The 15,116-nt window shown below is 34.4% G+C and carries 13 protein-coding genes; 9 read left to right on the top strand and 4 right to left on the bottom strand.

Going from position 1 to position 15,116, the window contains the following annotated elements:
- The first annotated feature begins 43 nt into the window (after positions 1-43).
- Positions 44-847: a prolipoprotein diacylglyceryl transferase gene (lgt, locus tag ACY0M5_RS12535; protein WP_124991657.1), complete on the top strand. Its 804-nt coding sequence runs from the start codon at positions 44-46 to the stop codon at positions 845-847.
- Between the two features lie 426 nt (positions 848-1,273).
- On the opposite strand, the gene ACY0M5_RS12540 is transcribed toward lgt, so the two are convergent.
- Complete coding sequence (locus ACY0M5_RS12540) at positions 1,274-3,082, bottom strand: MutS-related protein (RefSeq protein WP_461629375.1); 1,809 nt, start codon at positions 3,080-3,082, stop codon at positions 1,274-1,276.
- A gap of 428 nt (positions 3,083-3,510) precedes the next feature.
- Here ACY0M5_RS12540 and ACY0M5_RS12545 point away from each other — a divergent pair, with 428 nt between their 5' ends.
- Positions 3,511-4,200, top strand: coding sequence for a hypothetical protein (locus tag ACY0M5_RS12545; RefSeq protein ID WP_461629376.1), 690 nt, complete (start codon positions 3,511-3,513; stop codon positions 4,198-4,200).
- A gap of 562 nt (positions 4,201-4,762) precedes the next feature.
- On the opposite strand, the gene ACY0M5_RS12550 is transcribed toward ACY0M5_RS12545, so the two are convergent.
- Positions 4,763-6,010, bottom strand: a complete 1,248-nt coding sequence (locus ACY0M5_RS12550; RefSeq protein ID WP_461629377.1) for a glutamate-5-semialdehyde dehydrogenase — start codon at positions 6,008-6,010, stop codon at positions 4,763-4,765.
- Between the two features lie 93 nt (positions 6,011-6,103).
- Positions 6,104-7,174 (bottom strand): glutamate 5-kinase, encoded by a 1,071-nt coding sequence (gene proB, locus ACY0M5_RS12555; RefSeq protein ID WP_156195703.1) that lies wholly within the window; start codon positions 7,172-7,174, stop codon positions 6,104-6,106.
- A 571-nt stretch (positions 7,175-7,745) separates the two neighbouring features.
- Here proB and ACY0M5_RS12560 point away from each other — a divergent pair.
- From ACY0M5_RS12560 to rimO, 7 genes are all read left to right on the top strand, one after another.
- On the top strand, positions 7,746-9,782 hold the full coding sequence (locus ACY0M5_RS12560) for a M3 family metallopeptidase (protein ID WP_461629378.1): 2,037 nt from the start codon (positions 7,746-7,748) through the stop codon (positions 9,780-9,782).
- Between the two features lie 339 nt (positions 9,783-10,121).
- Complete coding sequence (locus ACY0M5_RS12565) at positions 10,122-11,024, top strand: YitT family protein (RefSeq protein ID WP_124991662.1); 903 nt, start codon at positions 10,122-10,124, stop codon at positions 11,022-11,024.
- A gap of 291 nt (positions 11,025-11,315) precedes the next feature.
- The gene (rpmB, locus tag ACY0M5_RS12570; RefSeq protein WP_096432400.1) at positions 11,316-11,558 is read left to right on the top strand and encodes a 50S ribosomal protein L28; all 243 of its coding nucleotides are present in this window, start codon (positions 11,316-11,318) and stop codon (positions 11,556-11,558) included.
- A 13-nt stretch (positions 11,559-11,571) separates the two neighbouring features.
- Positions 11,572-11,754: a 50S ribosomal protein L33 gene (gene rpmG, locus ACY0M5_RS12575; RefSeq protein WP_101309561.1), complete on the top strand. Its 183-nt coding sequence runs from the start codon at positions 11,572-11,574 to the stop codon at positions 11,752-11,754.
- Between the two features lie 7 nt (positions 11,755-11,761).
- Positions 11,762-11,914, top strand: coding sequence for a DUF4295 domain-containing protein (locus ACY0M5_RS12580; protein ID WP_101309562.1), 153 nt, complete (start codon positions 11,762-11,764; stop codon positions 11,912-11,914).
- A 163-nt stretch (positions 11,915-12,077) separates the two neighbouring features.
- Positions 12,078-13,028, top strand: coding sequence for a signal recognition particle-docking protein FtsY (ftsY, locus tag ACY0M5_RS12585; protein ID WP_124991663.1), 951 nt, complete (start codon positions 12,078-12,080; stop codon positions 13,026-13,028).
- A 147-nt stretch (positions 13,029-13,175) separates the two neighbouring features.
- Positions 13,176-14,474 (top strand): 30S ribosomal protein S12 methylthiotransferase RimO, encoded by a 1,299-nt coding sequence (gene rimO, locus ACY0M5_RS12590; RefSeq protein ID WP_124991664.1) that lies wholly within the window; start codon positions 13,176-13,178, stop codon positions 14,472-14,474.
- A 33-nt stretch (positions 14,475-14,507) separates the two neighbouring features.
- On the opposite strand, the gene ACY0M5_RS12595 is transcribed toward rimO, so the two are convergent.
- On the bottom strand, positions 14,508-15,098 hold the full coding sequence (locus ACY0M5_RS12595; RefSeq protein WP_461629379.1) for a 3'-5' exonuclease: 591 nt from the start codon (positions 15,096-15,098) through the stop codon (positions 14,508-14,510).
- Between the last annotated feature and the right edge of the window lie 18 nt (positions 15,099-15,116).

Consider the following 15,116-nt stretch of genomic DNA (forward strand, 5'->3'; position numbering starts at 1 on the left):
AACAATCCATTTAGTTTTACTTACCAAACTTAAAAAAACACATATGTTGCTTTCAATTCTTTGGGATATCGACCCGGAAATATTTAAAATCGGCCCTATCGCTGTCCGTTGGTACGGATTACTTTTCGCTTTAGGCTTTTTGTTAGGATATTATCTGGTAGAAAAAATGTTTAAAAAAGATGGTATTAAACTGGAATGGCTGGATAAATTATTCCTGTATACCATGATTGCAACTGTTGTAGGTGCTCGCCTGGGACATGTGTTTTTCTACGGATGGGAATTTTATTCACAACACCCAGCCGAAATCATTAAAATTTGGCGGGGAGGATTGGCATCGCATGGTGCTACAATTGGAATTCTTGTTGCTTTATGGTTTTATTCTAAAAAAGTGAGCCGAAAATCAATGCTTTGGATATTGGATTACGTGGTAATTCCGGTTGCTTTGGCAGGATGTTTTATTCGTTTGGGAAATTTGATGAATTCAGAAATTATTGGAACTCAAACTCATTCTGACTGGGGATTTCAATTCATCAGAGCTTCTATTTATGAGCCGGAAGCACCACGACATCCAGCACAATTATACGAAGCAATCTGTTATTTGATTTCCTTTGGTGTTCTATCATTTATGTATTGGAAAACCAATGCAAAACAATACAGCGGAAGATTATTCGGCGCTTTTTTTGTAATGATTTTTACAGCTCGTTTCTTTATCGAATTTATTAAGGAAAATCAGGAAGCTTTTGAGCAGGGAATGTTGTTAAATATGGGACAGTTACTAAGCATTCCGTTTGTTTTAATTGGCTTGTTCTTTTTGATTCGATCGTTTAGAATTGAACCGATGAAGTAATCAAATATAGTATAACAAGAAGCCGAATCATTTCCGATTCGGCTTTTTTATTGTTGCATAAATCTCTTTCTAAAATCAAGTTTGCCAATCCATGTCATTCAAAAAAGCCTTCCTAATGATGGGAAAGTACTTCAAACCGTCCAAAGCCTGTTCCCAAATGTGGGAAAGTACTTAAAATCACCCAAAACTCATTTCCCAATTGCGGGAGAGTAGTTTGGAGCACCCAAAGCATGTTGCCCTATTATAGGAGAGTAGTTTGAATGATTCAAAGCTTACTCCCAATTGTGGGAAAGCACTTTAAACCAATCCATACCTGATTCCCAATTGCGGGAGTGTACTTTGAAGTATTCAAGGCAAATTCCCCAATATGGGAACGCTTTTAAAACCATCCAAACAGGATTCCCTGTCATAAAAAAGTATTTAGCTTTATGCCTCCTTCAATATCTCCAAATCAATTCCCATTTTCTTCATTAAAATGGGAGCGTTAAAGGTTTTACAGAACCCTTTTTGTACTTTGTAGTCGAAATAAAGTTGATCGCCATCAATTTTAATGTCAAAAAATCTATTCTCAACCTGTCCAGGTAATTCTTCTTCCAATATGGATAACTCCAAATCGTGAGTAGCAACCATCGCAACAGCATCGTGTTTCACTAATTGTTTAATCAATGCTCTAGATCCGGTGTGTTTATCTTTCGAATTAGTACCTCTTAAAATTTCATCCAATAGCAACAAAGTCTTCTCTTTTTTGTTCACCTTCTCAATAACTTGCTGAATTCTTTTCAGCTCTGCATAAAATGATGACTCATTGTCTTCTATCGAATCTTTAATTCTCATTGATGTATTGATTTCCACATTTGAAACCGTCATTTCCTGAGCACAAACAGGAGCTCCAGCCAATGCCATTACTACATTTACTCCAACAGTTCGTAAGAAAGTACTTTTTCCGGCCATATTCGATCCTGTAACAATATGAACGGTTCCCGGCCCGTTTAGTTGATAGTCATTATTTACTCTTCCTTTCTCATCAATCATCGGATGACCAGCTTGCTTTACATCCAACTCAAAGTGTTTGTCTGAAATTTTTGGAAAAGCCCATTCTTCATGGTTAAAACTTAAATTGGATAAGCTGGAAATGGCTTCAATCTCACTGATTGCATCAAACCATTTTTCAATTTCAGCACCATAATTTTGTTTCCACTTGTCTATACGAAATAAAATGTGCAATTCATAGAAGAACAGCAGATTAAGCAATATTTGAACCATTACATTCAATCGTTGATCCAATAATTCAATAAGCTTGCTTAGTTGCTGTATTTTTTTTGATGTTAACCGATCATTACTACCCAACTTGCTCTTTAGTTCATTTAATTTTTCAGAATTCCAGTTCTCTTTTTCGAACTGCTCAATAATATAGGAGTAGGTTTTGAGCATTTCCCCTCTTTTTGAAGTTTGTTCATGAGCTCTGCTCACTTTCCTGAAGTTATAGTAGTGAATTCCAATACTAGCCAATATCATTATTGTAATAGGAGCTTGTGAGCTGATAAAAGAATATACCAAGGCTCCCAATGAAAGTAAAGGCATAATTGTAACAGCGATTTGTAATACTTTCTTTCCATGAAAAGGTGAGGGCTTTTTACCCCATTCAATTACAAAGCTGGGATCATCATTTTTTAGTTTGTTCGCAAAGCCATATTGAATGATATTTTGTCTCCAATCAATCTTTTTTGATAATTCCTTAACCGCTTTCTGTCTTTTAATGATCTCTTGATTAGGTGATGGCTTTTCGAGCCAGCTGGCAAGAGTATTATTACCTGTTTTAGTAACGCTCCGGTTGATTAATTGAAAGAGAGAATGTTGTCCAAATATGTCCAGATCAGATGCATAGGAATGATTCTGCTTCAGATATTCTTCACCATCGTAATAAAGATCGCTGTGTCTTGTTTTTAAACAACGAATTTCATTCTCATTAATTTGGATTAAGGCTTGCAGTCTTTTTATGTTTTTACTGTTTCGATTGTACCTTCTCACAAAATAGATCAGAGAGAATACTAATGTGATAGCCACAGCACTTGCAATTAATGCAGAATAGGATAGAACACTATAAAAAAATACGAATGCTCCAATTGCAGAAAAAAGACGTAAAAATGAGAGGTTTCGATTCTGTTTTTGAAGATCGCCTGTTTGCTTTTTAAATGTATGTATTCGATCGGTGTAAAAGGATAGTTTTTGATTCATTTTTTGTCTTATTGTAGTTTTATCAGCTAATGTAAGCGAAATTTTAGCTGTTTGATATATATGAGTTGTGAATATATTATAAATCTGAGGTGAACTTGTGTTTTATGTCAAAAAAAATCAATATCAGATTTAATCCTCAATTCTTGATCTATATGATCACTATTTTATATTAAACTCTATATTTTAATCATTTGTCAAAAAATCTTTTTCTTGAATTATTTTTTTTCACTCATATATTCATGTGGTTCACTCATTTTCTTATCGTCCTCACTAATAACTTTTTGATTTCACTTTTTTATGAATTAATTTCATTTGTGTAAAAAATAAGTGCACTATATCTTTTACCAGGCGTTCACCGAAAAGCCTTATTAGAGTAGGTTATGAAGAATTGAGTAAAACGATCTTCATGTAACTAAAAAAATATTGAAATGAAAACTGATACATTGAATAAAGAAGCTATTGAAATGCGTACAAATATGATTCCTGAAATTGAGACCAGTTACGGGAATTACAGTGAATTATGGAGAACATCCATTTCAGATATTACAATTTTAGGAGCTGGAGAGCTAACGTGCAAAATTACCCGCCCAAACAGTGGAAGTGCGAGAGGTGGATATCTTTATATGTATGAAGATAAAATAGAGGGGGCTCCTCTTGTTAGACAATATTTTGCTGGACAGGCGAGTGGTATTGTAACAATTATGAGCAATCAGATTGATTTATTCAATGGTCATTACGTTTTGGCGTATGGACCTCACTTTACAGCTGAAGTAAATATTATTGCAGCTACTGTTCAATTGGATAATGGTTATGCATACAATCAGGAATCTTCTGTTTGCACTCCAATTCAAGCTTCGATTAAACAAGTCATTTCTCATTACATCTTCGCAAGTAATGCTTTAGGGTTTAGTCACTACGATTCTACAGTTATTCTTCGGGAAGGAAAAGTATTTGGAGAAGGAAATGAAGTTGCAAGAGCATATATTTCAAAGGAATCCAATAGGATAGGAACCAATGTAATGCATGCATATTTGAAGCACAAACAAACTTATAATGTAAGTATTAATTTATATTCGTCTGTTCGGCCTGTAGCCGGTTATACTTTTACATTGGAGTAAGATTAATTGTTTGATGGCTTACAGTAATATCTTAATGATATTAGATTTTATAATATCCGGCAATTAAATTTTGCCGGATATTTTTTATAAATTTCATTTAAAGCACTTTCCCGTTCAAATTTGAGATCAACAGTAGGCTATGGATATCTAGGTTTACTTACCCACTTTATCTAATTACTTTTTTTGAACATTAAATACTTCTTGATGCAGCTTACTGCGAATAGTTAATGCTATATTTTAGGGAAGGTATTCTTCATTCTATATTAAGAAGGTAATCAGGTAATATAGTTGATGCTGTCACAATAATTCATGGTAAGGTATTACCATAACTTATAAGTTATTCACTTATGAAATTTTAATGTTTATATACAAAAAATACCCGTTTGTCACAGATCTTACATCTTAGTTCTGACTATTCTAATTCCGATAAGGCATTCTTATTTAGTGATCTTTTTATTCAGATGTAGTAAATCTGCTGATTCTTAATAAATGGCCATAAAAAATCCGGTAGAATAGGAATCTTTACCGGATTTTATTTAAAATTTAGAATTTAAACTTCCATTTACTCTCTAATATGTCCATCTCCGGTAATTAACCACTTATAGGAGCATAATTCTTCCAAAGCCATAGGTCCACGGGCGTGTAATTTTTGTGTACTAATCCCAATTTCAGCTCCCAGTCCAAATTGTGCACCGTCTGTAAATGCAGTTGAAGTATTGGAATAGATTGCAGCAGCATCAACCACTGAGTAAAAGTCACTTATAGTTTTTGAATTCTCGCTTATTATGGCTTCACTGTGCTTGGAACTGTACTTATAAATGTGATTTGTAGCCTCTTGGAAATCACTCACCGTTTTAATCGACATTTTGTGACTTAAGAACTCGGTTCCAAATGATGATTCATCTGCTTTTTTAAGCAGATTTTTTGGATAGATATTTTCAATTGCATGATAAGCTTCTTTGTCAGCAAATATTTCAACATTTTTATCCTGTAGTTTACTAACTAATTCTGTTAGATCAGCAATACGAGTTTTATGAATCAAAAGACAGTCCAATGCATTGCAAACGCTTACGCGGCGTGTTTTTGCATTAAATACAATCTGTTTCCCTTTTTGTAAATCTCCGTCTTTATCGAAATAAGTATGTACAATACCAGCACCGGTTTCAATTACCGGAACTTTAGAATTTTGCCTCACTGTGTTGATGAGATTTTGAGAGCCTCTAGGTATTAAAACATCAACAAAACCTATTGCGTTCATTAATTCTGCAGCAGCTTCTCTGGCTGAAGGAAGCAATTGAATGATTTCAGGATCAAGATGATTATCTGCAAGTGTTTTTTTTATTAATGCTACCAAAACCCTATTTGAATTTTCAGCATCGCGGCCTCCTTTTAATACGCAGGCATTACCCGATTTAAAGCAGAGAGCAAATACATCTAGCGTAACATTCGGACGGGCCTCATAAATTACACCTACAGTTCCCAATGGAACACTAACTTTTTTAATTAATAATCCATTTTCAAGCGTTTTCTCAGAGAGTACTTTTCCTAAAGGAGAAGGAAGTAGAATTGTATTTTCAATATCATCTGCTATTGCGTTAATTCTTTCGCGGCTTAACAGCAAACGATCGTATTTTGGATCGTATTCAGACATACGTTCCAGATCTTTCTGATTGGCCTCAAGAATTTGTTCTGTGCTTTCTCTAAGAGATTTTGCAAGTTGTTCAAGAAGATTGTTTATTGTTTCAGAGCTAAGCAGACACATGGTTCTGGAAGCATCTTTGACTTTATGTAATTGTTCTGTACAGATCATGTTTTTTGCTTTTTTTGTTTGAATTTGGGAGTTCACCTAAAAGTTATACCTTATTTTTTAATTGATATAATTATCTGAAATCAAAACGTATCATTAATAAAGAAAAAGATAATCGTAATGAACCAGAGGTTTTGTTCCCGTTTTTCCAATATAACTTTCCGCTTTAGTTTTATTATATTGAGTTTTCCCAAGCCCAATTACCTTACCCGATGTGCCAACAATTTTAATAATATCTCCTTTTTCAAAATCCCCACTAATTTTTATAACACCAATTGGCAATAAACTTGTAGCTTTTTTTGAGCACAGAGCTTCTTCAGCACCTTTGTTAATTACTAATCTGGCTTTTTCAAAGCCATCCGATCCTGCCAGCCATTGTTTTACCGTTGATGCTTTTTTGCTTGCTGTGAAGCTTGTGTGGTTTATTTCGTCAGGAGAATTAACCAGTTCCAGTACAATATCATCAATTCCTCCATTGGCTATATGTACTGGTATGCCTGATTTGGCAACTCTTCCGGCTATACTGCACTTGGTTAACATGCCACCTCTTCCAAAATTAGATTTTTTAGTGGTGATATATTGTTTCAACCTGTTAACGTCACCATGCACAGTTTGTAATAATGTGGAATTATCATCGTCTGGATTTCCGGTATAAATTCCATTAATATTGCTTAGTAAATAAAGCGCTTCAACATCCATCATCGAGGCTATCAATCCGGATAGCTCATCGTTATCCGTAAACATCAAAGCAGTAACTGATACGGCATCATTTTCATTAATAATTGGCAGAATTCTATTGTTTAGAAGAGAATTTAAACAGTTTTTCATGTTTAGATAGTGTTCCCGCGTTCTAAAATCTTGTTTTGTAACAAGAACTTGAGCACACTCAATTTCAAACTCCTTAAGAAAGGCAGAATAGACATTCAGTAGCTCTACCTGACCAACTGAAGACCATATCTGTCTTGCTGAAACAGTATCAATCTTTTCAGACAGTTTTACCTTACTTCTTCCTGCAGCAACGGCTCCCGAAGAAACAAGAATACATTGTATTCCCATATTTCTTAACGAAGAAATTTGATAGACGATGTTTTTAATTCTGGATGTATTTAGTTCTCCATTCTCTTTGGTAAGAACATTAGAGCCTATTTTAATGCAAATTCGTTTCATACTTTAATATATGGATATGACAATTTGAAGTACGGGAATAGAATTCGGTACTTATAAATTGGAATGAGTAAAATGATAAGTGCCTGTTCAATGAATAATGAAAGGCAAAAAGAAATGTTTATTTCAGGATGCTTTTTGAGAGATACCCAAAGGGATGGGAGGGATGAATGTAATAAAAATTCAGACACAGTAATTCAGAAGAAAAGACGGAGCCTTTTGCTTCTGTTTGTAAACTTTTATAGATAAGAAATTTCATACCTTTCATTTTGCTAATGCTTGATAATTACAAATCCCCCTTGTTTTAATCAATCAAATATAGGAATTTTTTCATGAGATGATTCCATTACATCTTGATATGTTGAATGTTGTGAATAATATGGAAAGGTTTGCGTTAAAAATTCCATGCGGAATACTAATCAGATTAGTAAGTTTTTATGTGTTGTAAATCAGCTGATTGTATCGATTTTGAAATGATTAAGAATACTATTAAGATATTTTCCAAATAATTATTTTTTCCAGTTTAATTGCCTTCTCAATTTTATATCTTTGTTACTGCTAAAAAAAAATAACTATGACTGTACATACAAATCCATTACTAAACAAATTTACAACACCATATGAAGCGGCTCCGTTCGAATCAATTGAATTGAATCATTTTTTGCCTGCTTTTACTGAGAGTATTGATATTGCGAAAAAGGAAATAGATCAGATTGTTGACAATGCCGAGGAGCCAAATTTTGTGAATACGATTGAGGCTTTGGAGTATTCCGGACATCAATTGGATCGGGTAGCTTCCATTTTTTTCAATTTAAATCATGCCAATACAAATGATGATATGCAGGCATTGGCAAGAGAAGTTTCGCCCATGCTAACGGAGTTTTCAAATGACATCATCATGAATGAGAAACTATTTGCCCGTGTGAAGGATGTTTATCATCAAAAAAACGAATTGAAACTTACGGTTGAGCAGGAGAAATTGCTGACTGACCGATACAAATCATTTGTAAGATCCGGAGCAAATCTGGAAAAAGAAAAAAAGGATCAGATTCGGGAAATATCTAAAGAACTTTCCAAATTGACATTGCAGTTTGGCGAAAATGTTTTAGCTGCTACCAATAATTTTGAGCTTCACATTACTGATAAAAATGAATTATCAGGTCTTCCTGATGGAATTATCGAGGCAGCAGCCATTGTTGCAAAGGAGAAAGATAAAGAAGGATGGATATTTACTCTGCAATTTCCCAGTTACGTTCCTTTTATGCAATATTCAGATATTCGTGAATTACGCGAGAAAATGTTTAAGGTATATTCTTCACGTTGTTTTAACGATAAATTCGATAACCAAAAAATACTAAAGCGTATCGTAGAACTGCGATTAAAGAAAGTTCAGCTGTTTGGATACACTTCTTATGCCGATTTTGTTTTAGAAGAGAGAATGGCGAAGAAATCAAGTAAGGTTACAGATTTTCTAACCGAATTATTGGATGCTTCAATGCCTAAGGCGAAAGAGGAATTTAAGGAATTGCAGGCGTATGCAAAAAGTTTAGGCGCTGATTTTAAATTAGAACGGTGGGATTGGGCTTATTACGCTGAAAAATTAAAAACAGAAAAATTTGATGTTAATGATGAAATTACCCGACCATACTTCGAATTGGAACGGGTTAAAAAAGGCATCTTCTCTTTGGCTACACGCCTTTACGGGATAAAATTTAATATTAATCCTAATCTTCCGAAATATCATAAGGACGTTGATGTGTATGAGGTGACTGATGATAAAGGAGAATTTTTATCCTTATTATATACTGATTTTCACCCTCGAAGTTCAAAACAAGGAGGAGCTTGGATGACGTCCTTCGTCGATCAATACCGTAAAAAAGGTACGGATTATCGTCCGCATATTTCCATTGTTTGTAACTTCACAAAACCAAGTGAAACAAAACCGTCATTACTTACTTTTAATGAAGTAACTACCTTTTTGCATGAGTTTGGTCACGCTTTGCACGGTATGTTGTCAAAATGCACCTACAGCAGCCTTTCCGGTACAAATGTGTATCGTGATTTTGTTGAGTTGCCCTCACAATTCATGGAAAATTTTGCTACACAAAAAGAATGGTTGGATGATGTAGCCGAACACTACCAAACAGGAGAAAAGATTCCTGCCGAGATTGTGCAAAAGATTATCGACAGCGAAAATTTCCTAAGTGGTTATTCATTTGTGCGTCAAATTAGTTTTGGACTAAATGATATGGCCTGGCATAGTGTAACAGAGCCCGTGGCCGATGAAGTTTCAGTTTTTGAGGATAAAGCGATGACTTCAACAGAATTGTTTGATCGGGTAGAAACAAGCTGTATGAGTACAGCATTTTCACATATTTTCGCCGGAGGTTATGGTGCAGGTTACTATGGATACAAATGGGCCGAGGTTTTAGATGCAGATGCTTTTGACGCTTTTAAAAGTGCTGGGATATTCAATAAAGAAGTTGCTAAATCGTTTAAAGAAAATATTCTTGAAAAGGGAGGAAGTGATCATCCAATGAACCTTTACCTGAAATTTAGGGGTAAAGAACCTTCCATTGAACCTCTTTTAAAGAGAAGTGGTCTGAAATAGATTAATCTTGAAAAAAATAGGAGCTGTTCTTTTTAGAACAGCTTTTTTTTGATCAAAAATATAAATGAACATAAGTAGTGAAGTCGATTAAGATAATTATGAGTTTTAGTATCATATTAATCAGGCGAAATGAATACATGAATATTTTCATAAGTGAAAAATTGACGTCTTTTTTCTTTAGTTTGGATGAATATGTTTTTAAAAATATGCTGTAACAATATTTATCGCTGTTTTACAGGTAGTTGCGGTTTTGTGAATTTTGACAAAAATCCTTGTTATTAAAAGAGGTGCGTCTATTTTTGTCGGCGAATTTTAAACACTTAAACTAACGATTAAAAAATGGCTTTTGTAACCAAAGAAAAATTTTTGTCAAATGAATGGCTTAGTGCTTATGCTTACTTAATACTGGGAAGTATAATTTTTGCTGTTTCTGACATCTTATTTGTTGTACCTTATAAACTGGCACCAGGAGGTGTGTATGGTATTGCGACAGTTCTAAACACAATGTTTAGCTGGAAAATCAGTTATTGTACAATATCAATGGAAATTCCATTGATAATTTTAGGCACAATAATTCTAGGTCCTCGATTTGGGGTTAAAACAATTGTGAGTATTGGTGTAATTTTGTTCACAGTTTGGTTTATGGAAACCTTTGTTTCTCCGGATTACGCAAAAGTTATTGCAGATCCAATGCTGAATACAATTGTAGCAGGTGTATTTTATGGAATCTCAATAGGATTCATATTTAAATCACGTGCAACTTCAGGCGGATCTGATATCATTGCAATGATTTTGGCCAAATATACTAAGCTTTCGCTGGGTAAGTTGGTGATGATTGTAGATGGTATAATTGTTTTGTTTACACTTGCTCAACCTAGCGAAACAGGAACCATTGGATGGGAGTTTGCAATTTATTCTTTAATCATTATTTACATTGAAGGTAAGATTATCGATATGGTTGTTAGTGGCGCAAATTATCACAAGACAGTTATGATAGTTTCCGATCAATTTGAGTCTATTTCTTCAAAAATCAGAGATGATTTGAAACGAGGTGCGACTATTTTTACCGGAACCGGAGTTTATTCAGGAGAAGAGAAAAAAATGGTTTATTCTGTAATGAGCCGTAGAGAATTAGAGATTCTTAAACTATATATTAGAGAGGTGGATCCTTCTGCTTTTGTTAATGTTACCGAAGCGAATGAAATTTTGGGTGAAGGTTTTAAATCGCTAAATGAAGAATAAGATTATTTTTAAATATTTTTAAAAATCCCTCCCGAATATGGAGGGATTTTTTTATTTTTGTTGTTAAGTCTAATGTAGCTTTATTCATTGTCATGAAGAAAATGAATTTATTGTTTGTTAAAAGAGACTCTCTGCAATTTAGACTTGTATTGTGTTTGTAATGCACGGAGCAATTTCATTCGCGTTAAAATATATCTGTAAAAAGTTGTGAAATAATTTGATTTTCAAGAAAATTATTACGTATTTTGCGACCTGTTTGAAAAGCGTTTAAGGAAAAAAATAATCTGGACTATGTCAAGAGTTTGTCAAATTACTGGAAAGAGCGTAATGGTTGGGAACAATGTTTCTCACTCAAAAAGAAGAACTAAGAGAAGATTCTATCCAAATCTTTTCGATAAGAAGTTCTATCTTCCTGAAGAGGATCGCTGGATTGAGCTAAGGATTTCTGCTGCAGGAGTACGACTAATTAATAAATTAGGAGTAAAAGGTGCACTTACTAAAGCTCAAGAAAAAGGATTTATTAAAAAATACTAAAAAGGCATAGAAAATGGCTAAAAAAGGTAATAGAGTGCAAGTAATTCTTGAGTGTACCGAGCATAAAGACAGTGGTATACCTGGAACTTCAAGATACATTACTACTAAGAATAAGAAAAACACTCCTGATCGTATGGAGATGAAGAAGTATAATGCAATTTTGAAAAAAGTAACTGTTCACAGAGAAATAAAATAATTGAGATATGGCTAAGAAAGTAGTAGCATCCCTACAAAAAGGTGAAGGCCGTGGTTTCGCTAAAGTAATCAAAATGGTGAAATCTCCTAAATCTGGTGCATATTCTTTTAAAGAGGAAATCGTACCGAACGAAAACGTTAAGGATTTCTTTGCTAAATAGTAAAGATGTTCATATAGCATTGAATATTAAAAGCTTTCTAATTTTATTAGGAAGCTTTTTTTTATCTAAAAACATAAGTTTGCTTTTCAACTCTATTACGTTTATTGTTAATTGCTTGTAAGCTCATTTTTTTGTACTTTAGCAGGCTAAAATTTAATTAGAAATGGGATTATTTGGAAGTTTTTCGAAATCAAAAAAAGAAAATCTTAATAAAGGACTTGCTAAAACAAAGGATAGTGTTTTTAAGAAGTTAACTCGCGTTGTTGTAGGTAAAGCAACCGTAGATGATGATGTTCTTGATGAGCTGGAAGAGGTTCTGATTTCTTCAGATGTAGGAGTTGATACAACCTTGAAAATTATTGGGCGAATAGAAAAACGTGTAGCAGAAGATAAATTTCTTGGGGTATCCGAATTGAATCGTATTCTTAAAGAGGAAATTGCGGGTTTGTTGAAGGAAAATAATAAAGGTGATTACGAAACATTTGATTTGCCAAAATCAGATCATCCTTATGTAATAATGGTTGTGGGTGTTAATGGTGTTGGTAAAACAACAACCATTGGAAAATTAGCTTATCAGTTTAAAAAGGCTGGGAAAAAAGTAACACTTGGTGCCTCAGATACATTTCGTGCGGCTGCTGTTGATCAGTTAATAATTTGGTCCGAGAGGGTCGGGGTTCCTGTTGTAAATCAGGGAATGGGCGCTGATCCGGCTTCTGTAGCTTTTGAAACTCTTACTCAGGCAAAGGCAAATGGTTCTGATGTAGTAATTATTGATACAGCGGGTCGTCTGCACAATAAAATCAACTTAATGAACGAGTTAAGTAAGATTAAGCGTGTTATGGATCGTGTTGTTCCGGGAGCTCCTCATGAAATTTTATTGGTGTTGGATGGATCAACCGGACAGAATGCTTTTGAGCAGGCAAAACAATTTACCTTAGCAACCGAAGTAAATGCATTGGCTATTACAAAGCTGGATGGTACTGCAAAAGGAGGTGTTGTTATTGGTGTCTCTGATCAATTTAAAGTGCCTGTAAAATATATAGGTATTGGGGAAAGCATGGAAGATCTGCAGGTATTTAATCGAAACGAATTTGTTGATTCGTTATTTAGTTAAGTGAATCTCTTGATAATAATTGAAAAGGCTGTCCCCAAAAGACAGCCTTCGTTATTCTTAACTTGCTAATAATCCCAATTCAAATGGAAAAAAGAGTTTTTTCTCTTATTTTTGCCAAAATTTAAGTTGTTAAAAGGAAATCTATATATGAATCAGACGAAAATAAATATTGTTAGTTTAGGTTGTTCAAAGAATTTAGTTGATACTGAGTTGTTGATGAAGCAGCTGGATGCCAATCAATTTCAGGTTGGTTGTGATGAAGAGAATAGTGATGCAAGAACTATCATTATTAACACCTGTGGATTTATTGGTGATGCTAAAGAGGAGTCGATTGATATGATTCTGCAATATGTAGAAGCAAAAAAGGCTGGAAAAATAGATAAGCTGTTTGTAATGGGTTGTTTGTCGGAGCGTTACCGTGATGATTTAGTGAAGGAAATTCCTGAGGTAGATCACTTTTTTGGTAAATTTGAATGGCAATTGATTGTGAAAGAATTAAATAAGGATTATAAGCCTGACTTTAAGAATTTTAGAATGATTACTACACCTAAGCATTTTGCCTATCTAAAAATCTCTGAAGGGTGTAATAGATCCTGTTCGTATTGCGCCATCCCTATTATTACAGGGAAGCATGTCTCCAGACCTATGGAAGATATATTGGAAGAGGCAAGGGGACTGGTAAAAGATGGGGTAAAGGAGTTGTTGGTGATTGCTCAGGACTTATCCTACTATGGATATGATTTATATAACGAATCGAAACTTGCTGAATTGGTTCAGTTGCTTTCTGAAATAGATGGTTTAGAGTGGATTAAGTTGCATTATGCATATCCTACTCAATTTCCATACGGAATTCTTAAGTTGATGCGGGAGAATCCTAAAGTTTGTCGTTACCTTGATATTGCCCTTCAGCATTCCAGCGATAATGTATTAAACTTGATGCGTAGAGGTATTAATCGTGAGAAAACTATTGAGTTGATTGCTAAAATTAGAGCGGAGGTTCCAGGAATTACTCTTAGAACTACAATGTTGGTTGGTCATCCTGGTGAAACCGAAGCCGACATGAAGGATCTTATGGCATTTGTGTCGGAGATGAAATTTGAACGCTTGGGAGTTTTTCCATATTCAAATGAAGATGATACCTATGCGGCAATCAATTATGATGATAATATTCCTTTAGAGATAAAGGAAAGCAGGAGGGATGATATCATGGCTTTACAGCAGGAGATTTCGAGAGTCGTGAACGAAAAAAGAGTGGGGGAAGAATTAAAAGTTGTAATTGATAGAAAGGATGTTGATTTCTATTACGGACGAACAGAATTCGATTCATATGAAGTTGACCCTGAGGTTTTAATTCCAACAAATGGAGCCGATCTTAAAATTGGTGAGTTTTACACTGTTCGAATTAACGATTTTGAAGATTACGATTTATTTGGAGAAATAATATAAAAATAAGGCAGATCGTTTGGTCTGCCTTATTTTTTAAAATAAACTTCCTTGTACTTGATACATTCCGGTTTTCTTCAACTCAAAGAAACAATCGGCACATGCTTTTACATCAGCGAGAGCATCATGAGCACCGTCAAAACCTTTTTGAAACAGGAATTGATGAAGTTCAGTTAAATTAGGCCATTTGTAACCACTTCTTCCCGGAATCTTGCAGACATTGGTGGTGGTTTTCATGGTACAAATTTTAGGGATGTCGATCAATCTGTTTTTGATATCTTTCCTCAGAAATTCAGCTCCAATAATTACTTCATCAAAGCTAATGTTGTGAGCAATTAAAAAATCAGCCTCATTTAATACTTTTGAAAATTCATTCAATACTTCAGACAAGTCAATTCCTTCATCAATAGCCTTCTGTGTTGAAATACCATGTACCTTAGAAGCTTCAGGAGGAATAATAAATCCTTCCGGAATGATGATTCTATTTGCTCTCTTAATTTCATTATCTCTGCTGTCATAAAGAAGCCAGGCCAGCTGAACGAGTCTGGGCCAGTTGTCCAAATCGGTAACGGGAGCATTCCAGCTTTTTGGCAGGCCAGTTGTTTCTGTATCGAAAAATAAATACATATTCTTTCTTTAAAAAAA

It is taken from the genome of Labilibaculum euxinicum, from assembly GCF_963678175.1.
In the GTDB taxonomy this organism is placed as follows: Bacteria; Bacteroidota; Bacteroidia; order Bacteroidales; family Marinifilaceae; genus Labilibaculum; species Labilibaculum euxinus.

Bases quoted from the DNA above. Each gene is read 5' to 3' on its own strand.
- lgt (WP_124991657.1), top strand. From the start codon at position 44: ATGTTGCTTTCAATTCTTTGGGATATCGACCCGGAAATATTTAAAATC.
- ACY0M5_RS12540 (WP_461629375.1), bottom strand. From the start codon at position 3,082: ATGAATCAAAAACTATCCTTTTACACCGATCGAATACATACATTTAAA.
- ACY0M5_RS12545 (WP_461629376.1), top strand. From the start codon at position 3,511: ATGAAAACTGATACATTGAATAAAGAAGCTATTGAAATGCGTACAAAT.
- ACY0M5_RS12550 (WP_461629377.1), bottom strand. From the start codon at position 6,010: ATGATCTGTACAGAACAATTACATAAAGTCAAAGATGCTTCCAGAACC.
- proB (WP_156195703.1), bottom strand. From the start codon at position 7,174: ATGAAACGAATTTGCATTAAAATAGGCTCTAATGTTCTTACCAAAGAG.
- ACY0M5_RS12560 (WP_461629378.1), top strand. From the start codon at position 7,746: ATGACTGTACATACAAATCCATTACTAAACAAATTTACAACACCATAT.
- ACY0M5_RS12565 (WP_124991662.1), top strand. From the start codon at position 10,122: ATGGCTTTTGTAACCAAAGAAAAATTTTTGTCAAATGAATGGCTTAGT.
- rpmB (WP_096432400.1), top strand. From the start codon at position 11,316: ATGTCAAGAGTTTGTCAAATTACTGGAAAGAGCGTAATGGTTGGGAAC.
- rpmG (WP_101309561.1), top strand. From the start codon at position 11,572: ATGGCTAAAAAAGGTAATAGAGTGCAAGTAATTCTTGAGTGTACCGAG.
- ACY0M5_RS12580 (WP_101309562.1), top strand. From the start codon at position 11,762: ATGGCTAAGAAAGTAGTAGCATCCCTACAAAAAGGTGAAGGCCGTGGT.
- ftsY (WP_124991663.1), top strand. From the start codon at position 12,078: ATGGGATTATTTGGAAGTTTTTCGAAATCAAAAAAAGAAAATCTTAAT.
- rimO (WP_124991664.1), top strand. From the start codon at position 13,176: ATGAATCAGACGAAAATAAATATTGTTAGTTTAGGTTGTTCAAAGAAT.
- ACY0M5_RS12595 (WP_461629379.1), bottom strand. From the start codon at position 15,098: ATGTATTTATTTTTCGATACAGAAACAACTGGCCTGCCAAAAAGCTGG.